The following is a 20,382-nucleotide window of genomic DNA, read 5'->3' as shown; positions in this document are numbered from 1 at the left end:
GATTTGATCCCGAAGTACCGTTGGTGCAATCCTGCGGTTTCCGTCCGGAACCGTGACGAATCATGACAACAGGAGAACTTGAATGAAAGCATCCCAGGCAATGAAGGTCATCGGCGGCGCGCTCATCGTCGTAGCGTCCCTTAACGCTTACGCACAAAGCAGCGATGCAATGGCCGCATCGGGCGCGATGGCTGCCCCGAGCGCCAAGTCGACCAAGGCTGCCAACCGCGCTCTGCAACGCAGCGTGCGTAAGGCCTTGTCCAAAACCAAGGGCCTCAGCGTGAACAACATCACGGTTCGTGCTCGCAACGGTGCAGTGACATTGGAAGGCTCCGTGCCGGAACAAGGTCAAAGCGACATCGCTACGCAAGCAGCACAAGGCGTGGCAGGCGTGACGTCGGTAAAGAACGACCTGACGATCCGCGCGATCGGTCAGTAAGCGCATCAAACCGGGCACAACCCTGTAGGACCGGGGGTTGTGCCCGTTTAGTTTTCAGCCTCAATCAGCCTCAATTCCAGTTCCAGTCTGTTCGCGCCGGATAGCCAGCGTGCACCTCACCCATTGAAACTGCGCTGCAACTCACGCGCAATCACGATCTGCTGGATCTGCGTGGTGCCTTCGTAAATGCGAAACAGGCGCACGTCGCGGTAAAAGCGCTCGATTCCATATTCGCTCATATAGCCCGCTCCGCCGAAGATCTGCACGGCACGATCGGCAACGCGTCCGCACATTTCCGTCGCAAACATCTTGGCGCACGACGCTTCGCTCGTGACCCGCTCGCCCGCATCGCGACGGCGCGCGGCATCCACGATCATGCAGCGCGATGCGTAGATCTCCGCCTGGCTATCGGCCAGCATGGCCTGAATCAATTCGAATTCGACGATCGGCTTGCCGAACTGCTTGCGCTCCATGGCGTAGCGCAGTGCATCCGCGAGCATGCGTTCGGCCGCACCCGTTGCCACGGCGGCGATATGCAGGCGGCCCTTGTCGAGCACCTTCATGGCGGTCTTGAAACCGACGCCCTCTTTCTCGCCGATCAGGTTCGCCACGGGCACGCGGCAGTTATCGAAGATGACGTCGCAGGTATGCGCGCCCTTCTGGCCCATCTTGCGATCGATCTTGCCGAGCGACAGTCCCGGCGTACCTGCCTCGACAACGAACGCTGAGATGGCGCCAGCACCTTTCGCGGTGGGATCGGTACGCGCCATCACGGTGAAGAGCCCCGCCTCCGGCGCATTCGTGATGAAGCGCTTGGTGCCGTTCAGCACGTAGTGATCGCCGTCGCGCACAGCGGTGGTTCTGAGCGAGGCGGCGTCCGAACCCGCTTCCGGCTCGGTCAGACAAAACGAGCCGATCAGCTCGCCCGAGGCAAGTCGCGGCAGATACTTCTCCTTCTGCGCAGGCGTACCGTCGATCACGATACCCGTCGAGCCGATGCCGTTATTGCTGCCGATTGCCGAACGAAACGCCGGTGACGTCTTGCCGAGTTCGATAGCGGCGAGCACTTCTTCTTCCATGGTCAAGCCGAGGCCGCCATACTCTTCGGGCAGACATAATCCGAACAGACCAAGATCCTTCATTTCCTGCAGCAACGCGGCGGGAATCTGATCGGTTTCCGCGACGATTTCCTCGTTCGGCACCAGACGTTCACGGACAAAACGGATAATGCTGTCGAGCAACAGATTCAGCGTTTCCTGGCTTCGAATCACAATGTCTCCTTCAAAACTCGCATTCGCCATTGATACATATTCGTTATAGTTTAATGTACTAGCGCATATTCCTGATTCATTGCTTCAAGTTGCATCAACGCGCGCGCAAACCTCACTTCACTGCATAAACATTAGAAAAAGGAAACGACCGGATGTCGACAACATCGCCCGTGCTGCCCCGCTGGACCATTGGAGCGCCCATCGCCGCCTGGGTCGTACTCGGCGCGGCAGTCGCGCTGCCCGGATACGGCGTGATGCTGGCGCTGGTCGGTGTCGCGCTGGCCGCTTCGGTGTTCGCCGCCGTGCATCACGCGGAGGTGGTTGCACACCGGGTCGGTGAACCGTTCGGCACGCTGGTGCTGGCGGTAGCCGTCACGGTGATCGAGGTCGCGCTGATCGTCTCGGTGATGCTCACGTCCGGTCCCGAGAAGGCCGGCCTCGCACGCGACACCGTGTTTGCGGCAGTGATGATCGTGTGCAACGGGATCGTCGGCATCTGTCTGCTGGTGGGCGGCATCCGCCATCGCGAACAGGACTTCCAGGCACGCGGCGCCGCTGCCACGCTCGCCGTGCTCGCGTCGCTCTCGGTGCTGACGCTGGTGATGCCGAATTTCACCACCACGCGCGAGGGGCCGTTGCTGTCGTCGTCGCAACTGGCGTTTGCGGGGATTTCCTCGCTAGTGTTGTACGGCGTGTTTGTGTTCGTGCAAACGGTACGGCATCGCGACTATTTTCTTGCCGCCACGCCCGACGAAAGCGTTCACGCCGAACCGCCCAGCGTGACTCAGGCTGGGATCGCCGCTGCGTTGCTGCTGGTGTGCCTCGTGGCCGTGGTCTTGCTCGCCAAGCTGCTCTCGCCGACGGTCGAAACAGCCGTGCAAAATATCGGCGCACCGCCTGCAGTGGTGGGCATCGTGATCGCGGCGCTGGTGTTGTTGCCGGAGGGGCTCGCTGCGGTGCGCGCGGCGCGGGCCGACCGGTTGCAGAACAGCCTGAATCTGGCGCTCGGCTCCGCGCTCGCCAGTATCGGGCTGACGATTCCCGCTGTGGCCGGTGTGTTCCTCTGGACCGGTCAGCCGCTCGTGCTCGGCATCAACGGCAAGGAAATGATCATGCTGGCGCTGACGCTGCTGGTCGGCACCCTGACACTGAGCACGGGACGCACCACGATCCTGCAAGGGGCCGTGCACCTGTCGCTGTTTGCGGCGTATCTGTTCCTGTCGTTTGCGCCGTGAGATTGCGCGGTATGTTCGCGCCTTAAAGTCGCGTCTGCCCTCGCCTTCATTCGGTCCAATGTTCCGTGATCCATTCACGGAACAGGTTGACCTTCTGCTGATGCGCGACACAGTCCGGATACACGAAGTAGTAGCGCCATCCCGTCGTCAACACCGTATCGAACGGTCTCACCAGACGCTTGGCCGCCACGTCCTCGTCGATCAGCGCGAGGTCGCTGATCGCGACGCCAAACCCTTGTAACGCCGCGTTGGTCGCCAGATCGAGCGTGTCGAAGCTTGGGCCGTGGGCGGCGTCGATATCGCGCGCCTCCACATGATCGAGCCACATCTTCCAGTCACGGTGATCGCGGGTTGGGTGCAGCAGCGTGTGGCGCGCCAGATCGGCGACGCTATCGAGCGGCTTGTCGTTGAGGAGTTCGGGCGCGCAGACCGGCGTCAGGCGTTCTTCGAAGAGCGGCACGGCCTGCACGTCCGCACCCGGCGACGAGCCATAGATGATCGCCGCATCGAACGGCTCGACCTGAAAGTCGACGTCATGTTGCCAGGTGGTGGTGATCTGCACGTGCAGATCCGGGTACTCGGCCTGAAACTGCATGATTTTCGGCAGCATCCAGCGCATCACGCAGGTCGGCACCTTCAAGGCCAGATCGGTACGCTGGCGCGTGAGCCGCAGCGAGATTTCCTCGATACGCGCGAAGCTCTCCTTCACCGCGGGCAGCAGCAACTCGCCCTCAGCCGTGAGCGTGAGGCCTTTCGCCTGACGCTTGAACAGCGGAAACTTGTAGTAGTCCTCAAGCGCGAGAATCTGCCGGCTGACCGCACCCTGCGTCAGACAGAGATGGTCGGCCGCACGTGTGAAGCTGCGGTGCCGCGCCACGGTCTCGAAGATCTGCAGCGCGTTCAGCGGGGGAAGTCGTCGCATGGGCCCAGTCTGGGTATCAGGAAAATGCATCGCCAGGATGCGCAGCGAGGGGGCTGCTCGCGCCCGGCGAGCCTTCAGCATAAGCGATCAAAAAACTTCGTGGTTCATTCCACCCTGGAGCCGCATGCGCAGCGCTCATGCCAGGACGACGCCGTCCCCGGCCGATGCCCGCGGCCCGGTGCATGAGCTTCCGTCATGGCGTCCATGCAGAGATTTCGTTTGTTGGGTGATTTTGGCAAACCTAGAGTGCATCCACCCGCAACGCATTCGCGCGGCACGACTCGCGCGAAAGTTGCCCTGTTCAACCCGGGAGAAACGCTCATGCAGGACATCAAATACGGCAGAAGGCACGCTATCAAGGCGCTCGGCGCTGCGCTGGCAGTCTCGACCCTACCCATGCCGTTCGTGAATCTGAGGGCGCAGGAGCAGAACTTCTCCGGCAAGACCTTGCGGCTCCTGACCTGGTCTGACGATACGGGCGCCGCAGCACTGCGCAATATCGCCGCTACGTTCACTGCGAAGACCGGCGCCAAGGTGATCGCCGACCGCGCCGACGGCACCTCGGGCATGGTCGCCAAGGTCAAGGCCGCGGGTGACCGGCCGACCTACGACGTCATCACGCTCGCGGGCGTGGGCGCCTCGGGCCTCGGCGACGCGGGCCTGCTGATTAAACCCGACCTCGGCAAGCTGCCCAACCTGAAGGAAGTCGAGCCGCAATACCGCACCGGCGCGGACGGCTTCGGTATCGGCTACCTGCTGTGGTCCGATGGCCTGATCTACAACACCTCGACCGTCAAAACAGCTCCAGCGTCGTACGAGGCCCTATGGGATCCGAAGTACGCCGGCCGGCTGTTCCTGCCGCCGCCGGAGTGGGCCGAAGCGGTCGATCTCGCGATCATTGCCGCCAGGATGTCGGGCGGCTCGCAACAGAATATCGACCCAGGCTTCAAGAAGCTCGCGGAACTGAAAGAGCGCGTGATGACGCTCGGCGAGAACCCGAACCAGGTAGCCGACCTGTTCCGCACCGGTTCGCTCGATATCGGCGGCATCTATTCGCCGGCGTTCTTCCCCGATCAGATTCGCAAGCCCGAGTACAAGATGGGCGTGACCTACGGTATGAAGGAAGGCTTCGCCACGCAGTTGATGTTCACTGTGATTCCAAAGGCGCATCCCGGCGACAGCGATCTGATTCATGCCTTCATCAACCACTCGCTCGATGCCGGCGTGCAAGGCCGGATGGCTGCGGACGTCCTCAATGGTCCCGTCAATTCGAAGGCTGTGATCCCGGCCGAGAGCCGCGCGTTCGTACCCAGTCCGAAGCAGATTGCCGAGAAAGCGATCCTCCACGACGACAAGGCGCTAGCCTCGGTGCAGGCGGCGTGGATCAAACGCTATACCGAGATTTTCTCGGCATGACGGCGATGCCCGCGCGCTCCTCGCAGCGCGCTTCCGGGACCTCGGAGGTACCCGGCATAGCGGACGCGCCGGGAACCTCGGGTGCCGACGGCGCGCCGGACGAGCCGGCTTGCGCCGCCGCGCCCGGCGCCACATGGGCGAAGGCCCGGCCGTGGCTGCTGCTGGCGCCGATCCTGTTGTTTCTTGCCGTGCTGGCAGCGGCGGCGCTCGTCGTACTGCGGATGAGTTTTGGCACCCAGGGCAGCGAGTGGCGTGGCTTCACGCTACAGAATTATGAGGACCTGGCCGATAGCTACTTCATGAGGTCCCTCTGGATCACCTTGAAGCTGGCGTTTCAAAGCATGATCTGCGCGGTGCTGCTGGCGATCCCGGTTGCGCTCGCGATGGCGCGCACCGGGTCGCGGCTTGCGCGGCGACTGCTGCTGGCGGGTGTGCTGCTGCCGCTGCTCGTCAATCTGTTGTTGCAGGGCTATGGCTGGCTGGTGATTCTTGGGCCGGCCGGATTGCTCAATCACGCGCTGCTCGCAAGCGGGTTGATCGAGCGTCCGGTGTTATGGTTGTATCGCGAGCATGGCGTGCTGCTCGGGCTGATCCAGACGGCGTTTCCGCTCGCCGTGCTGCCGCTGTCGAGCGCCATGCGCGCCGTGTCGCGCTCTTATGAAGAGGCGGCCGCCACGCTGGGTGCAACCCGCTGGCAGACTCTGCGTCATGTGATGCTGCCGCTGGCGATGCCCGGTCTCGTCTCCGGTGCGTTGCTGGTGTTCGCCTATAACGCCAGCGCGTTCGCCGTGCCGTTGCTGCTCGGCGGGCGCCGCGTGCCGATGCTTGCCGTGCTGGTACATGACCAGGTCGCACCGCTGCTGAACTGGCCGGCCGCGTCGGCCTCCGGTGTGGTGCTGATGGTCGCCACGTTGACCGTGATGGCGATCTCGCAAAGTCTCGTACGACGCACCCAACGCCTCGCTCCCGAGGAGCCGTCTGCATGAACACGCCTGCCCTTCACAGCCGGCTGCGCCCGTGGGCCGCCATGCCCGGCCGGCTCGGCAAACCAGCGGCACTGCTCGCCGCTATCGTCCTGTTTCTTGCCGCGCTGCCGATCCTGACGATGATCACCATGTCGTTCAGTGCCTCGGACACGCTCGAATTCCCGCCGTCCGGCTACAGCCTGCAGTGGTATCGCGCGGCGTGGCACAGCTTTGTCGCGCCCGACGCCAGCGACGTGCTGTCGATGGGCCGCGCGCTCACCACCAGCCTGATCGTGGCGGTGTCTACCATGATCATCGCCACGCTGGTCTCCGTACCGGCCGCCTATGCGCTGAGCCGCTACCGGTTTCGCGGCAAACCGGCGGTGGAGCAGTTAGTGGCATTGCCGCTGGTCTATCCGCTCGTGATGCTCGGGCTCTCGCTGCTGCTGGTCTTCAATGCGCTGCCGGTCGAACTCGGCGTGTTCCGTCTGATCATTGCTCATGTGATTCTGGCGCTGCCGTTCACGGTGAAGAACTGCGCAGCGTCGGTCGCCGCGATCGGACCGGAGTTCGAGGAAGCCGCCTGCGTGATGGGTGCGAACCCAGGTCGCGCGCTCATCGACGTCGTCTTGCCGCTGATGCGCCCCGGCATTCTCGCCGGCATGCTGTTCGCCTTCATCATCTCGTTTAACGAATTCACGGTAACGTTTTTTCTCTACGGTATCGACACCATGACGCTGCCGGTGTGGCTGTACAGCCGGACTGTGTCGTCGCTCGATCCGACGGTGTTTTCGTTCGCGGTCTTCATCGTCGCGATCGATTTCGCGCTGATCTGGCTGCTCGAGACACTGATTGGCGATGAAGGCGTGGCGCTCTGATGCCGCGCTTCGACGCCCCGTGTGGTGCTGTTCTGATTCCTTTGCGATTCTGGCCCAGCAGGAGCCTCTCATGACTCATCTGACGTTGCAGGCCGTGACCAAGCGCTTTAATTCAGCGTACGCCGTCGACCATGTCGATCTGAGCGTGCCGGACGGCAAGCTGATCTGCTTCCTCGGGCCGTCCGGTTGCGGCAAGACCACCTTGTTGCGCATGATCGCCGGACTGGAGACGCCCAGCTCAGGGATTGTGAACTTCGCCGGCCGCGACATTACGCACGTTCCGGCGAATCAGCGCGACTTCGGCATGGTGTTTCAGTCGCTCGCGCTGTTTCCGCATATGACGGTGGCGCAGAACATCGCCTATCCGCTGCGCCTGCGCAAGACCGCCAAGGTTACGCAAAGCCAGCGCGTCACGGCACTGCTCGAACTGATCCAGTTGCCGCATATGGCGAACCGTCCGGTGACGCAACTCTCCGGTGGGCAACGGCAACGCGTGGCGATTGCCCGCGCGATCGCTTCGTCGCCAAAACTGCTGTTGCTCGACGAACCGCTCTCAGCGCTCGACGCCAAACTGCGCGAAGCCATGCAGGTGGAAATCCGCCTGTTGCAACAGCGCCTCGGTATCACGACGATCATGGTCACGCACGACCAGCGTGAAGCAATGACCATGGCCGACGAAATCGTCGTCATGGAGAAAGGCCGGATTGCGCAGGTCGGCAAGCCGCTCGACATCTATCGCGATCCGGTCAGCGAGTTCGTGGCCGACTTTATCGGTCTCGGCAACATCCTGCCGGTGACTTACGACGGCGTTGGCGGCGTAAGCCTGCCAGGCGGCCAGCAGATCGTCGTGACGCCGCCGGCGCGCGCGCCGGCATCGGCTTCGGAGATTCGCCTGCTGATCCGCCCTGAGGATGTCTGCGTCAGGATTGGCTCAGGCGCCGCCGACCAAAACCAGAACCGCCTGAGTGGCACGGTCAGCTTTATTCGTGACGTGGGCGCCTCGCTCGAAGCCACGATTGAGTGCGCCGGGTTCACTCTCACCGCCGCGACAACCCCGCGTGAAACGCCCGGTCTCATGCTCGGCATGCCGGTGCTGGCGGAGCTGCCGCCTCACGCCTGCAAGCTGATCGCGGCCCGCGCCGCGCATTGAAACGATTTTGAACTGACCCGATAGATACCCACGCTTTGACAGAGGAACGACCATGACGACTCTCGACTCACTTGCTCCACGCGTCTCGCGTGGCCGGCCTGCTCCGCGTGTCCGGTATGGACAGCTTTCCCGGCATCTGCGGAATCTGGGGCATCCGGGGAATCTGCGCCGTAGACTGGCGACGGCCGCCACTACGCTCGCATTTACCGGCCTCGCGGCGCTGTCCGCGTTCGTTGCACCCGCGGCCCACGCCGACGCGCTCGACTCGATCGCCAAATCCGGCGTGGTGCGGATCGGCGTGTTCGAAGACTACCCGCCGTTCGGCTCGATCGGCCCAGACATGAAGCCTGAGGGTTACGACATCGATGTCGCCAACCTGATCGGCAAGGCGCTCAACGCGAAGGTCGAACTGGTCCAGGTGACGGGCGACAACCGCATGGCCTACCTCGCCGACCACAAGGCCGACATGCTACTGTCGGTCGGCCAGACGCCGGAACGCGAGAAGGTGATCGACTTCTCGCAGCCTTACGCTCCCTACTACCTCGCCGTGTTCGGCCCCAAAGCGTTGCCGGTCAAAAACGCCGGCGATCTCGCCGGCAAGACCATCTCGGTGGCGCGCGGCACGCTGGAAGACCTGAGCGTCACGAAGATCGCGCCGCCCAGCGCGACAATCAAACGTTTCGACGATCCTAACGGTGCAATTTCAGCATTTCTTTCTGGTCAGGTACAGTTGATGGTGGTTGGCAACGACGTCGGGGCGACGATCCTGGCGCGCCATCCGCCCAACGATCCCGAGCAGAAGTTCGCCCTGTTCAGTTCGCCCGATCACGTCGGCCTGAACAAGAACGAGCCGCGCCTGAAGCAGAAAATCGACGACACGATTGCCCGCGCCCGCAAGGACGGCACGATGAACGAGATTTCGCAGAAGTGGCTGCGGGCGCCGCTGCCGGCCGATCTATAACCATTTTGTCCGGACCAAAGGCATTGACCGGGGGAGTCCGATTTACGATGAGCGGCATGTCATGAGTTATGCGTTCGATTTCAGCGGCTTCGGCGTCTATGTGGGCATGCTTGCCCGCGGCGCTGCCGTCACTTTGGGGCTCACTGCCTTGTCCACGGTGCTGGGTGGGCTCGTGGGAATCGGCGGCGCGAGCGTGAGCGTCGCCGGACCGCGCTGGGCGCGCAGGCTGGTCGCGGTGTATGTCGAACTGATCCGCAACACGCCGTTCATCGTGCAGTTGTTCTTCGTATTCTTCGGCCTGCCAAGTCTCGGCATCCATATCGACGAGATCCAGGCCGCCATTCTCGCCATGACGGTCAATCTCGGCGCCTATGCCATCGAGATCGTGCGCTCCGGTATCGAATCGGTGTCGCGCGGCCAGGTGCAGGCGGCCCAGGCGCTCGGCCTGCACGGACGCCAGGTGTTCCGCTTCGTCGTGTTGCCGCAGGCGCTGGCCAACGTGTTCCCATCGCTGTTGAGCCAGGTGCTGATCGTCATGCTCGGCTCCGCGGTCGTGTCGCAGATCTCGGTGCCGGATCTGACCTACGCGGCCAACTTCATCCAGTCGCGCAATTTCCGTTCGTTCGAAAGCTACGTGATCATCACCGTGACGTATCTGGTGCTCTCCATCGTATTGCGGCAGGTGCTCAACTGGCTCGGCCGCGGCCTCTTTGCCGGCCGCATGCCGCATCGGCCCGACGAGCCGCGCGGCTGGCGTCTGCTGCTTGCGTGGCGTGGTCCGCGCGCTGTCCCGACGGAGCGCTGATCATGGTCGAATTTACGTTATGGGATATCGCCCGCAATCTGCTGCTCGCCGCGCGCTGGACGGTGCTGTTGTCGCTGATTGCGTTTGTCTGCGGAGGTCTGGTGGGATTCGCGCTGCTCGCGCTGCGCGTGTCGCCGCTGCCATGGTTGCGGCGGGCGGTGTCTGTGTACGTCGAGTTGTTCCAGGGTACGCCGTTGCTGATGCAGCTGTTCCTTGCCTTCTTCGGGTTGCCGCTGCTAGGTGTGGATGTGTCTCCGTGGACAGCTGCCATCGTTACGCTGACGCTTTATACCAGCGCCTATCTGGTCGACATCTGGCGCGGCTGTGTCGAAGCGGTGCCGCGTGGCCAGTGGGCTGCGGGCGCGAGTCTCGGCATGACGTTCGGCCAGCAGTTGCGCTACATCGTATGGCCGCAGGCCAAAAAGATCGCGGTGGCGCCGACGGTCGGCTTTCTGGTGCAGGTGGTGAAAAGCACTGCGCTGACCTCGATCATCGGCTTTACCGAGTTGACGAAGACCGGCACGATGATTACCAACGCAGCGTTCCGGCCGTTTCCGATCTACGGCATGGTGGCGTTGATCTACTTCGCGATGTGTTTCCCGCTCACCTGGTATGCACGCGCGCTGGAGAAGCGGCAGAAGATCGGCCAGCACCGGTAAGCAGCTGAAACAGCAAGCGGCAACCGGACAAGACTCCGGTTGCCGCTCGCTAGACTATTGCGACTCTACTGCGCCGCCTGTGTCGACTTCCTCAGCTTCGCCACCTCTTCCGCGCTCACGGCCGGCGCACCGTTATTCCAGCCAGCCCGAACGAACGTCAATACGTCGGCGATCTGCTTGTCGTTCAGCACGGGCGCGTATTTCGGCATCGGATACGGCGCAGGGATGCCCTGAATCACCAGATCGCCGGTGCCGTTCAACGTGACGTTGATCAGCGACGACGCGTCGTGCTCCAGCACATTCGGATTGCCCGCCAGCGGCGCCAGCATCGGTGCGAAGCCGCGGCCATCCACGCCGTGACAATGCATGCAGTATTCGGTGTAGACACGCGCGCCGGCATCGTTTGCCGGACGCGAGAGCGACACCCTGGTCGCCTGCGGATCATAGGAATACTGCGGCGCGCCCGTGCCGCCTGCCGCCGGCAGCGACTTCAGATAGGTCGTCATCGCGGCGATATCCGTGTCGTTGGTGGCCTGCGTGCTGTTGTTGATCACGCTGGTCATCGAGCCAAACGCCGATGCGTGCGCATTCGCCCCAGTCTTCAGAAACGCCGCGATGTCTTCCTCCGACCAGCGCCCGAGTCCAACGTTGTGCTCCTGAGTGAGGTTGGCGGCGAACCAGCCGTCGAGTGTGCCGCCGGTCAGATACGCGCTGCCGGTTTCATCGAGCGCCTTCTCCTGGAACGCGATACCGCGCGGCGTGTGGCACGAGCCGCAGTGACCGAGGCCCTGGATGATATAGGCGCCACGGTTCCACGCGACGTCCTTGCCCGGCTTGTCCTGATAGACGGTCTTGTCCAGAAACACCATGTTCCAGAACTTCAACGGCCAGCGCATGTTGAGCGGCCATGGAATGTCGGACTCGCGATTGGCCTGCTGAACCGGTGCCACGCCTTTCATGAAGAACGCATACAGCGCCTTCGCGTCATCGTCGTTGATCTTCGCGTACGACGGATACGGCATCGCCGGATAGAGATTGTGGCCATCCTTCGCCACGCCCTCGCGCAACGCGCGGGCAAAGTCTTCCTCCGTGTAACGGCCAATCCCGGTGTCGGGATCGGGCGTGATGTTGGTGGTGTAGATCTTGCCCATCGGCGTCGTCATCGGCAGTCCGCCAGCGAACGGCTTGCCTTTGGGCGCCGAATGACACGCGACACAATCGCCGAGCTTGGCAAGATAAGCGCCGCGCTGCACCAGCGCATCATCAGCGGCACGTGCGGTTGACTGCAGGGCAAACGGCGACGCCAGACAAAGTGCGAAACCCAGCGCCGCGCCGGAAACCTTCATTGTTTTGATCATGGTCGGTCTCCGGTTAGACGTTTTGCAGCTGGCTGCCAACCGGCAACTGCCGCAGCCGTTTGCCGGTAGCGGCATAGATCGCGTTTGCCAGCGCCGGGGCCAGCGCCGCCGTGCCCGGCTCGCCGATCCCGCCAGGCGCTTCGGTGCTCTTCACGATATGCACCTCGATGCTCGGCGTCTGGTCGATCCGCAGCATCCGGTAGTCGGTGAAGTTGTTCTGCTCGACGCGTCCGTCCTTGATCGTGATCTCGCTGTACAGCGCCGCCGTGATGCCGAAGATGATGCCGCCCTGCACCTGCGCTTCGATGGTGTTCGGATTGACCACCATCCCGCAATCCACCGCGCAGACGACGCGATTCACGGTCACCTCGCCCTGGTCCACTGTCACATCCACGACCATCGAGAAGAAGCTGCCGAACGCGTGCATCACCGAGACGCCGCGCCCTTGCCCCTTCGGCAAGCTCGTGCTGCCCCAGCTAGCCGCCTGGGTTGCCGTGTCGAGCACGTTCAACGCACGCGGCGTTTTGCCGAGCAGATCGCGCCGGTATTTAACCGGATCCACTTTGGCCTGCGCGGCCAGCTCGTCAATGAAACTCTCCACGACAAAGGTGCCGCGCGTCGGACCGACGCCGCGCCAGAATGCAGTCGGCACCGTGCGCGGTTCCTGACGCACGTAGTCGATCAACTGGTTCGGCAGGTCGTACGGCAGATCGGTGGCCACTTCCACCGCGTCGGGATCGATCCCATGCTGGAACGCCGGCGGCGCAAAGCGCGCCAGGATCGACGAGCCGACAATCCGATGCTGCCACGCGATCGGCTTGCCGTTCGCGTCGAGCCCCGCCGAGATCTTGTCGTAGTAGTACGGACGGTACATGTCGTGCTGGATGTCTTCTTCGCGCGTCCATACGACCTTGACCGGTGTGCCCAGCTGCTTGCCGATCTTCAGCGCCTGGGTGGCCATATCGAATTCCAGCCTGCGTCCGAAACCACCGCCGAGCAGATGGTTATGCACGGTGATCTTCTCTGCCGGCAGGCCGGTGATTTTCACCGCTGTATCGACGATGCGCGTCGGCACCTGCGTACCCAGCCAGATATCGCAGCCGTCCGGCCGCACGTACACAGTGCAGTTGACCGGTTCCATCGTGGCGTGCGCAAGGAACGGTTGCTGATAGACCGCATCGACGCGGGTCTTGGCGTCCGAGAAGCCCTTCTGTACGTCACCATCCTTGCGCGCCACGGCGCCGTTGCCGTGATCTGCCGCGGCGCTGAGATCGTCGACGATCTGCTTCATCGAAAGATTCGCGCCCGCGCCTTCGTTCCAGGTGATCTGCAGCGCTGCAAGGCCGCGCTTGGCGGCCCACGTGTGATCGCCGATAACGGCTACCGCGTTGTCGGCCTTGACGACCTGGCGCACGCCGGGAATCTTTTTGGCATTGGTGTCATCGACGCTGCCCAGCGTGCCGCCGAATACCGGACACGTTGCGATGGCCGCATAAACCATGTCCGGCACGCGCACGTCGAGGCCAAACATCGCGGTGCCGTCCACCTTCTCCGGCGAGTCCAGACGCTTGACCGCCGTGCCGATGATCTTGAAGTCTTTCGGGTCCTTGAGCGGCACGTTCTGCGGCGCGGGCAGCTTTGCGGCGGCATCGACCAGTTGGCCGTAGCCAAGGCTGCGGTTGCTGGCCGCATGAATCACCTGGCCCGCCTGTGCATGACAGGTAGCCGGATCGACCTGCCACTGCTGCGCCGCCGCACTGATCAGCAGCACGCGAGCGGTGGCGCCTGCCTTGCGCATCGGATCCCATGCGTAACGGATAGAAGTCGAACCGCCGGTCAACTGACCGCCGAGCAGCGGATCCATGAAGAGCTTCTCGTTGGGCGGCGCGTGGTCGATCGTGACGCTGTCGAGCGGGACTTCGAGCTCTTCCGCGATCAGCATCGGAATCGACGTATAGACGCCCTGGCCCATTTCGACCTTCGGAATCACCAGCGTCACCTTGCCGGTGTTGTCGATCTGGATAAAGGCGTTCGGCGCGAACACTCCAGCCGGTGCAGGCTCGCTCGCATCGCCGCCGATCACCGATTTGCCCGTTGGATCCTGGCCTTGCGCCTGGCTCGGGGTCGGCAAACTGAAGCCGAGCAGCAGGCCACCGCCCGCGGCAACGCCTACCGTGACGCTGAATTTCAGAAAAGTACGTCGTGAGAGATGCGGGCCGTCGTCGCCTTGCGTGGCGCCCTTGCCGCCCTGCGTGGTTCTTCCATCCTTGCCGGCGTTTTGCGAATCAAGCAGACCTTGCGACATGTCAGGCCTCCTTTGCCGCTTGCTTGATCGCCGCGCGAATGCGGTTGTAGGTGCCACAGCGGCAAATGTTGCCGGCCATGGCCGCATCGATATCCGCATCGGTCGGATTGGGGTTCTGCGCAAGCAGCGAGGCGGCCGACATCACCTGCCCCGACTGACAGTAACCGCACTGCACCACGTCGATCTGGCGCCAGGCCTGCTGCACCTTCTTCCCCGCGGGCGTCTCGCCAACCGCTTCGATAGTGGTGATCTTCTTGTCGCCGACGGCCGCCACCGGCAATACGCACGAGCGCACCGCAGCGCCGTCCAGGTGCACGGTGCAGGCGCCGCACTGGGCAATCCCGCAACCAAACTTCGTGCCCGTCAGGCCTACCAGGTCTCGCAAGACCCACAGCAAGGGCATGTCGGGCGGTGCGTCGACGGTATGCGTCTGACCGTTGATATTGAGCGTTGTCATGGGGACTCCGATTGCGAATTATTGTTTGGGCTCGTGAAACCGGCAGCATGATGTGGAACGACGGAATTGTAGTCGCCCTTTAAAAAATATGTATGGAGCGTGTCGCGCAGGGAAGTTTGCTAGCATGCCCCTTTACTCCCGGGAGTTGTGCCATGACTGAACAGCAAGCCATTCAATTCCTGGCCGAGGTGCGCCGGCCGTTGCTATCGCTGCACAAGGCGATCCTCGATCACGAGCGCGCGGCCTACGAAAAGGAGTTCGGTCCGGTGACGCCGGCGGCGTTTCTGCAAGTGCTGATCAACGGCTCGGGGTTTCGCTGGCTCTCGCCGCTTTCGACGGTGATTGCCAATGTCGACGAGACGCTCGACGACAAGGAGGCCACCGCTACCGATCGCCTGGCCGCGGTCGAAGCCGTGACGGGTCTGTTCTCAGCGGATCGGCCCGACAATACGTTTTTGCCGCGCTATCTGCCGTTGTTGCAGACGAGCCCGGCGATTCTGCATGAGCATGGAAAAGTCACGCAGGTATTGCGGGCGGTGGAGGGACAACAGTAGAGGTAATGCATAGTCGGCGGCGGGCGCCGCCGACGTCTTCGTGCTTCGCGTACCTTTAGTTCAGATCAGCCCGCGAGGTCCGACGGCAGCTTGCCGCCGTTTGCCGCCAGCGCGTGCATGACCTGCGTGTGCAGCCAGACGTTCATGGTGGCCGAGTCGTTCGTGTCGCCGCTGTACTTGAGTTCCTGTGCGAGCTGCTTGCGATGCTCGAGGCTGCTGTCGACGCCGAGCGCCTTGAGTGTATCGACGATCGAGGTGCGCCAGTTCAGCGTTTGGCCGCTTTCGCTCACGAACTGATCCATCACCGCTGCGACATCCACATCCGCCAACGGCGGAGGTGCGGCTGCCGCCGCAGGCGCAGCTGCTTGCGCCGCAGCCGGATCCGGTGTCGCTTCCACTGCGGGCGCGGGCTGATCCGGCTTGGCCTTGCCGAACAGTTTGTTCACAATATCGCCAAAAATACTCATCTTTAATTCTCCTGAACAAATAGTGACGGGTGGGAACCCTGTCCATGCCCAACATGGATCACTACACATGTTAGGCGTTCGCTCCGCGGAACTTGTAATAGTTTGTGGTGAAGGTCATATGCCGCGAGACGACGCTTAACGCCCGCTGTACATCACCGTCTCATCCCGCCGCATTCAGTTTGCGCCACAGCGTGGTCTTGCTGATGCCTAGCGCATCGCACACCTGATCGCGGTCGCCGTTGAACGCGTCGAGCGCGGCACGAACCTCATCCGCTTCCACACGACGGCTGCGTTGACGCAGAGTCAGCGCGGTCTCATTCGTGCCCTCATCTTGCCGCTCGAACAACTCCGGCGCGATCGATTGCAAAACCTCATCTGTCAATTCCGTGTCATCCGAGTCCGCTAGTTCGACGGTGATCCGCTCGATCACATTCTGCAGTTCCCTCACATTACCCGGCCATGCGTGACGACTTAGTGACTCGGCGATCGGTGCAAGCACGCTCGATGCATCTCGCGTCGTGCGAACACGGGTGCTCAGACGCGGTTCGCGCCGCGCCGCCTGACAGAGCAACTCGGCCGCAAGCGGCATGATGTCCGGAAGACGTTCGCGCAACGGCGGTAACGCGATATTGAGAATGTTTAGCCGGTAGTAGAGATCCGTGCGAAATTCGCCCGCCGCCACTGCCGCGGTCAATGCGCGATGGGTCGCTGCGACGATTCGCACGTCGATGCGTGTTGGTTCGGTCGAGCCGAGCCGCACCACTTCGCGCTCCTGCAACACGCGCAGCAAACGGCTTTGCAGCGGCAACGGCATTTCGCCGATTTCATCGAGGAATAGCGTGCCACGGTGTGCCGCTTCGATCAGACCGGCCTTGCCGCCGCGCCGTGCGCCCGTAAAAGCCCCCTCTTCGTACCCGAACAGTTCGCTCTCGAGCAAGGCCTCCGGAAACGCCCCGCAATTGAGCGCGACAAACGGAAAATCACGCCGCGCGCTGAGATGATGCAGGCTCTGCGCCACCATCTCCTTGCCCGTACCGCTCTCGCCGCGAATCAGGACGGTCGCATCCGACTTCGCATAGCGCTGCACGAGTTGCCGGACCCGTTCGATCGTGGGACACGCGCCGATCAGATCGTCGAGCTGGTAGCGCGCCACAAACTGTTGCGCGCGCTGCCGCGAGCGCAGCGTGCGATCGAGCCGTTCCACCGAGCGCGACTCCTGAAACGTCAGCACGCTGCCGGTCGTCACGCCGTTGTCGACCAGCGGTCCACGATGCACGACGTAACTGATACCGCGTACCGTTTCTAGCGACTCGCCCTCGTCATCCGGGACAGCGTCGACCAGGTCCGGTGCGAGTTCGAGCAACGCTCGGCCCACAGCCGCAGCCGGCTCGATGCCAAGCACCAAAGCCAGACGCTGGTTGATCGCTTCGACACGGCCGTGCGCATCGAGGGCGACGACACCGTCGCGCAAGTGTTGCAACACGTTGTCCAGACGATGCCGCCGCACCGCTTCGCCCAAGGTGGCCTGGGCGACTTCGAGCGCGGTGTCGAAGGCCGAACGCACGGCGGCGCGAGAGTAAAGAAATATGGACTCCATACCTGCCCGCGCGGCGAGATCCGTCACGAGTCCCGGTCCCACGATTGTCCCTACGCCGCGATCGCGCAGATCGAGCACGCAGGCTTCCGCATCCTGCGCCGACTGGTACGACGCAAACACCACGTCGATACCATAGGCCGCCACGAAACGGCGCACCTCGGCGGGCGTCTCGCCGTGGGTCACGAGCGCCACCGATGACGAATCGCGGCGCGCGCGTGCCAGTGCATGCATCACGTCGAAACCGGTCGGCGTGATCAACACGACGGGCACATCTATCCGCGCCTTCAGATACGTGCCGTTCGACCCTGCCGCGACCACGACGTCCGGGCGATCCTTGCCCGCGGAAGCAATCTCGTTGACCGCTTCCTCATAGCCGCGGGTTACCAGCCGCAGATCGGCACGGGTGTCGTATTCATCGGCGATATCGCGGAACAGGCCGCGCAGCTTGCTGATGCCGATGGCCCACACGCGGGCCCGGGAGCCGGGTTCAGAAGGTCGGTTCATGGCGGGTTGCCTGCCGTGGCGGTCGAAACTAAAGAAGCACTATTATGACCTTCCGATTTCACTTGTGAAATTCAGGATTGCACTTATGCAATCGAACGACGCCCCGCCAATCCCCCAAAGCCACAGGTAATCAACAACTTAGCCTCACGCACCAACGCTGGCCCGCTCCTTGCAAAAACGCTCTGACTATTACCTGGAGATACGCGTGAGTTCAGCAAAACAACCTGTCAGTGCCGGCGCGAAATTCCGTGCAGCGGTCGCAGAAGGTCAACCGCTGCAGGTCGTCGGCGCCATCACCGCCTACGCGGCGAAAATGGCCGAGGCGGTCGGCTTCAAGGCGGTGTATCTGTCGGGCGGCGGCGTCGCGGCCAACTCGCTCGGCATTCCCGATCTCGGCATCAGCACCATGGACGATGTGTTGATCGACGCGCGCCGCATCACCGATGCCACCGGCCTGCCGCTGCTCGTCGATATCGACACCGGTTGGGGCGGCGCCTTCAACATTGCGCGCACGGTGCGTTCGTTCATCAAGGCCGGCGTGGCCGCGGTGCACCTCGAAGATCAGGTCGGACAGAAACGCTGCGGGCACCGTCCGGGCAAGGAAGTCGTCGCGAAAGAGGAAATGGTCGACCGCGTGAAGGCCGCTGTCGACGCCCGCACCGACGACCAGTTCGTCATCATGGCGCGCACTGATGCGGCCGCGGCAGAAGGCATCGATGCAGCGATCGAGCGCGCCGTTGCCTACGTCGAAGCCGGCGCCGACATGATTTTCCCGGAGGCGATGCAGACGCTCGACGACTATCGCCGCTTCAAGGCCGCAGTCAAGGTGCCGATTCTCGCGAACCTGACCGAATTCGGCTCGACGCCGTTCTTTACCACCGACGAACTGCGCGAAGCGAACGTCGATATCGCGCTGTACTGCTGTGGCGCGTATCGCGCGATGAACGCCGCCGCGCTCAATTTCTACGAGACGGTGAAGCGCGACGGCACGCAAAAGGCCGCTGTCGGAACGATGCAGACGCGTGCCGACCTGTACAAGTATCTCGGCTATCACGCGTACGAGGAGAAACTCGACGCGCTGTTCGCCGCACACAAGTAAACCGAATCCAGGAGTAAGAGGACGACACCATGAGCGAAGCAGATAACAGCACACCGGCAACAGGCGCATTCAAACCGAAGAAGTCCGTAGCCCTTTCGGGCGTGACGGCGGGTAACACTGCCCTGTGTACGGTCGGCAAGACCGGCAATGACCTGCATTACCGCGGCTATGACATTCTCGACATCGCCAGCACCTGCGAATTCGAGGAAATCGCCTACCTGCTGGTGCACGAAAAGCTGCCCACGCAGGCTGAACTGACGGCCTACAAGGCCAAGCTGAAGGCGCTGCGCGGCCTGCCCGCCAACGTTAAGGCCGCGCTGGAATGGATTCCGGCAGCCGCCCATCCGATGGACGTGATGCGCACCGGCGTCTCGGTGCTCGGCACCGTGCTGCCCGAGAAGGACGACCACAATCTCCCCGGCGCACGCGATATCGCTGACAAGCTGATGGCCTCGCTCGGCTCGATGCTGCTCTACTGGTACCACTACTCGCATAACGGCAAGCGCATCGAGGTGGAGACGGACGACGATTCGATCGGCGGCCACTTCCTGCATCTGCTACACGGCGTCGAGCCGTCGAAATCGTGGGTCGAGGCGATGCACATCTCGCTGAACCTGTACGCGGAGCACGAATTCAATGCATCGACCTTCACCGGCCGCGTGATCGCCGGCACCGGCTCCGACATGTACTCGGCACTGACCGGCGCGATCGGTGCGCTGCGCGGCCCGAAGCACGGTGGCGCCAACGAAGTCGCGTTTGAAATCCAGTCGCGCTACCAGAGTCCCGACGAGGCTGAAGCGGATATCCGCCGCCGCGTCGAAGCCAAGGAAGTCGTGATCGGCTTCGGCCACCCGGTCTACACGATCTCCGATCCGCGCAACAAGGTCATCAAGGAAGTCGCGAAGAAGCTCTCGAAGGAAGCCGGCAGCACGAAGCTGTTCGACATCGCCGAGCGCCTCGAAACCGTGATGTGGGACACCAAGAAGATGTTCCCGAACCTGGACTGGTTCAGCGCGGTGTCGTATCACATGATGGGCGTGCCGACGGCGATGTTCACGCCGGTGTTCGTGATCGCCCGTACGGCAGGTTGGAGTGCGCACATCATCGAGCAACGCATCGACAACAAGATCATCCGGCCGAGCGCGAACTACACTGGTCCGGACAACCTGAAGTTCGTGCCGATCGCGAAACGTTGATCGAAAGCGCCGATCATCAAACGTTGATCGGGAAAGGGGGATAATTGCCGCTGACGTCCTGTGATGTCCAGCGACGTCCGGCAATTATCGCCCTGCCGACATGCAACACGATTGCCGAACACTACATTCTTACTCCCCCACGGT

19 protein-coding genes are annotated in these 20,382 nt (G+C 62.7%); 12 read left to right on the top strand and 7 right to left on the bottom strand.

The genetic code is table 11. From position 1 onward, the window contains the following. Positions 1-82: 82 nt before the first annotated feature. Entirely contained in the window at positions 83-439 is a 357-nt protein-coding gene (locus tag P3T17_RS26945) for a BON domain-containing protein (RefSeq protein WP_074268360.1), read from the top strand. A gap of 116 nt (positions 440-555) precedes the next feature. On the opposite strand, the gene P3T17_RS26940 is transcribed toward P3T17_RS26945, so the two are convergent. After that, a complete protein-coding gene (locus P3T17_RS26940) occupies positions 556-1,710 on the bottom strand; it encodes an acyl-CoA dehydrogenase family protein (RefSeq protein WP_429288785.1) in 1,155 nt (384 codons plus the stop codon). A 152-nt stretch (positions 1,711-1,862) separates the two neighbouring features. Here P3T17_RS26940 and P3T17_RS26935 point away from each other — a divergent pair, with 152 nt between their 5' ends. Next, positions 1,863-2,945 carry a calcium:proton antiporter gene (locus tag P3T17_RS26935; protein WP_074268359.1) on the top strand — a complete coding sequence of 361 codons (1,083 nt, stop codon included), beginning with the start codon at positions 1,863-1,865 and terminating at the stop codon, positions 2,943-2,945. Positions 2,946-2,991: 46 nt separating this feature from the next. Here P3T17_RS26935 and P3T17_RS26930 read toward each other — a convergent pair whose 3' ends face one another. Then, entirely contained in the window at positions 2,992-3,867 is an 876-nt protein-coding gene (locus P3T17_RS26930; protein WP_429409503.1) for a LysR substrate-binding domain-containing protein, read from the bottom strand. Between the two features lie 321 nt (positions 3,868-4,188). Here P3T17_RS26930 and P3T17_RS26925 point away from each other — a divergent pair, with 321 nt between their 5' ends. The 7 genes from P3T17_RS26925 to P3T17_RS26895 all read left to right on the top strand — a co-directional run bounded on the left by P3T17_RS26925 (position 4,189) and on the right by P3T17_RS26895 (position 10,701). Then, on the top strand, positions 4,189-5,283 hold the full coding sequence (locus P3T17_RS26925) for an ABC transporter substrate-binding protein (protein ID WP_429409502.1): 1,095 nt from the start codon (positions 4,189-4,191) through the stop codon (positions 5,281-5,283). Further along, a complete protein-coding gene (locus P3T17_RS26920; RefSeq protein WP_429409501.1) occupies positions 5,280-6,269 on the top strand; it encodes an ABC transporter permease in 990 nt (329 codons plus the stop codon). Before P3T17_RS26925 ends, P3T17_RS26920 begins: the two co-directional genes overlap by 4 nt. Next, complete coding sequence (locus P3T17_RS26915; protein ID WP_429409500.1) at positions 6,266-7,126, top strand: ABC transporter permease; 861 nt, start codon at positions 6,266-6,268, stop codon at positions 7,124-7,126. Before P3T17_RS26920 ends, P3T17_RS26915 begins: the two co-directional genes overlap by 4 nt. A gap of 70 nt (positions 7,127-7,196) precedes the next feature. After that, on the top strand, positions 7,197-8,276 hold the full coding sequence (locus tag P3T17_RS26910; protein WP_429409499.1) for an ABC transporter ATP-binding protein: 1,080 nt from the start codon (positions 7,197-7,199) through the stop codon (positions 8,274-8,276). 52 nt (positions 8,277-8,328) lie between these two features. Further along, entirely contained in the window at positions 8,329-9,237 is a 909-nt protein-coding gene (locus P3T17_RS26905) for a transporter substrate-binding domain-containing protein (protein ID WP_254369019.1), read from the top strand. A 61-nt stretch (positions 9,238-9,298) separates the two neighbouring features. Continuing rightward, positions 9,299-10,042, top strand: a complete 744-nt coding sequence (locus P3T17_RS26900; protein ID WP_429409498.1) for an amino acid ABC transporter permease — start codon at positions 9,299-9,301, stop codon at positions 10,040-10,042. 2 nt (positions 10,043-10,044) lie between these two features. Next, complete coding sequence (locus P3T17_RS26895) at positions 10,045-10,701, top strand: amino acid ABC transporter permease (protein ID WP_429409497.1); 657 nt, start codon at positions 10,045-10,047, stop codon at positions 10,699-10,701. 65 nt (positions 10,702-10,766) lie between these two features. Here the strand turns inward: P3T17_RS26895 and P3T17_RS26890 are convergent, their stop codons facing one another. Genes P3T17_RS26890 through P3T17_RS26880 form a run of 3 tightly spaced genes read right to left on the bottom strand, consistent with a single transcriptional unit; the run spans position 10,767 to position 14,821 of the window. Next, positions 10,767-12,047, bottom strand: coding sequence for a cytochrome c (locus P3T17_RS26890; RefSeq protein ID WP_429409669.1), 1,281 nt, complete (start codon positions 12,045-12,047; stop codon positions 10,767-10,769). Between the two features lie 25 nt (positions 12,048-12,072). Beyond that, positions 12,073-14,364, bottom strand: a complete 2,292-nt coding sequence (locus tag P3T17_RS26885) for a molybdopterin cofactor-binding domain-containing protein (RefSeq protein WP_429409496.1) — start codon at positions 14,362-14,364, stop codon at positions 12,073-12,075. 1 nt (position 14,365) lies between these two features. Further along, positions 14,366-14,821 carry a (2Fe-2S)-binding protein gene (locus P3T17_RS26880; RefSeq protein ID WP_074268351.1) on the bottom strand — a complete coding sequence of 152 codons (456 nt, stop codon included), beginning with the start codon at positions 14,819-14,821 and terminating at the stop codon, positions 14,366-14,368. Between the two features lie 152 nt (positions 14,822-14,973). On the opposite strand from P3T17_RS26880, the gene P3T17_RS26875 reads away from it, so the two are divergent. Then, positions 14,974-15,375 carry a hypothetical protein gene (locus tag P3T17_RS26875; protein WP_074268350.1) on the top strand — a complete coding sequence of 134 codons (402 nt, stop codon included), beginning with the start codon at positions 14,974-14,976 and terminating at the stop codon, positions 15,373-15,375. Between the two features lie 65 nt (positions 15,376-15,440). Here P3T17_RS26875 and P3T17_RS26870 read toward each other — a convergent pair whose 3' ends face one another. Further along, on the bottom strand, positions 15,441-15,842 hold the full coding sequence (locus tag P3T17_RS26870) for a DUF3597 domain-containing protein (protein ID WP_074268349.1): 402 nt from the start codon (positions 15,840-15,842) through the stop codon (positions 15,441-15,443). Positions 15,843-16,002: 160 nt separating this feature from the next. Beyond that, on the bottom strand, positions 16,003-17,943 hold the full coding sequence (gene prpR / locus P3T17_RS26865; protein WP_429409495.1) for a propionate catabolism operon regulatory protein PrpR: 1,941 nt from the start codon (positions 17,941-17,943) through the stop codon (positions 16,003-16,005). Between the two features lie 205 nt (positions 17,944-18,148). Here prpR and prpB point away from each other — a divergent pair, with 205 nt between their 5' ends. Both prpB and prpC read left to right on the top strand, forming a co-directional pair. Further along, the gene (gene prpB / locus P3T17_RS26860) at positions 18,149-19,042 is read left to right on the top strand and encodes a methylisocitrate lyase (protein WP_429409493.1); all 894 of its coding nucleotides are present in this window, start codon (positions 18,149-18,151) and stop codon (positions 19,040-19,042) included. A 29-nt stretch (positions 19,043-19,071) separates the two neighbouring features. After that, a complete protein-coding gene (gene prpC, locus P3T17_RS26855; RefSeq protein ID WP_429409492.1) occupies positions 19,072-20,238 on the top strand; it encodes a bifunctional 2-methylcitrate synthase/citrate synthase in 1,167 nt (388 codons plus the stop codon). Positions 20,239-20,382 lie beyond the last annotated feature (144 nt).

It is taken from the genome of Paraburkholderia sp. GAS82 (genome assembly GCF_050436285.1).
Classification (GTDB): Bacteria; Pseudomonadota; Gammaproteobacteria; order Burkholderiales; family Burkholderiaceae; genus Paraburkholderia; species Paraburkholderia phenazinium_B.
The sequence above is the reverse complement of the archived record's forward strand: the minus strand, read 5'-3'. Positions and strand labels throughout refer to the sequence as shown.

What these genes read in the sequence shown, in the direction of transcription:
- P3T17_RS26945 (WP_074268360.1), top strand. Translation starts at nt 83, where the DNA reads ATGAAAGCATCCCAGGCAATGAAGGTCATCGGCGGCGCGCTCATCGTC.
- P3T17_RS26935 (WP_074268359.1), top strand. Translation starts at nt 1,863, where the DNA reads ATGTCGACAACATCGCCCGTGCTGCCCCGCTGGACCATTGGAGCGCCC.
- P3T17_RS26930 (WP_429409503.1), bottom strand. Translation starts at nt 3,867, where the DNA reads ATGCGACGACTTCCCCCGCTGAACGCGCTGCAGATCTTCGAGACCGTG.
- P3T17_RS26925 (WP_429409502.1), top strand. Translation starts at nt 4,189, where the DNA reads ATGCAGGACATCAAATACGGCAGAAGGCACGCTATCAAGGCGCTCGGC.
- P3T17_RS26920 (WP_429409501.1), top strand. Translation starts at nt 5,280, where the DNA reads ATGACGGCGATGCCCGCGCGCTCCTCGCAGCGCGCTTCCGGGACCTCG.
- P3T17_RS26915 (WP_429409500.1), top strand. Translation starts at nt 6,266, where the DNA reads ATGAACACGCCTGCCCTTCACAGCCGGCTGCGCCCGTGGGCCGCCATG.
- P3T17_RS26910 (WP_429409499.1), top strand. Translation starts at nt 7,197, where the DNA reads ATGACTCATCTGACGTTGCAGGCCGTGACCAAGCGCTTTAATTCAGCG.
- P3T17_RS26905 (WP_254369019.1), top strand. Translation starts at nt 8,329, where the DNA reads ATGACGACTCTCGACTCACTTGCTCCACGCGTCTCGCGTGGCCGGCCT.
- P3T17_RS26900 (WP_429409498.1), top strand. Translation starts at nt 9,299, where the DNA reads ATGAGTTATGCGTTCGATTTCAGCGGCTTCGGCGTCTATGTGGGCATG.
- P3T17_RS26895 (WP_429409497.1), top strand. Translation starts at nt 10,045, where the DNA reads ATGGTCGAATTTACGTTATGGGATATCGCCCGCAATCTGCTGCTCGCC.
- P3T17_RS26890 (WP_429409669.1), bottom strand. Translation starts at nt 12,047, where the DNA reads ATGAAGGTTTCCGGCGCGGCGCTGGGTTTCGCACTTTGTCTGGCGTCG.
- P3T17_RS26885 (WP_429409496.1), bottom strand. Translation starts at nt 14,364, where the DNA reads ATGTCGCAAGGTCTGCTTGATTCGCAAAACGCCGGCAAGGATGGAAGA.
- P3T17_RS26880 (WP_074268351.1), bottom strand. Translation starts at nt 14,821, where the DNA reads ATGACAACGCTCAATATCAACGGTCAGACGCATACCGTCGACGCACCG.
- P3T17_RS26875 (WP_074268350.1), top strand. Translation starts at nt 14,974, where the DNA reads ATGACTGAACAGCAAGCCATTCAATTCCTGGCCGAGGTGCGCCGGCCG.
- P3T17_RS26870 (WP_074268349.1), bottom strand. Translation starts at nt 15,842, where the DNA reads ATGAGTATTTTTGGCGATATTGTGAACAAACTGTTCGGCAAGGCCAAG.
- prpR (WP_429409495.1), bottom strand. Translation starts at nt 17,943, where the DNA reads ATGAACCGACCTTCTGAACCCGGCTCCCGGGCCCGCGTGTGGGCCATC.
- prpC (WP_429409492.1), top strand. Translation starts at nt 19,072, where the DNA reads ATGAGCGAAGCAGATAACAGCACACCGGCAACAGGCGCATTCAAACCG.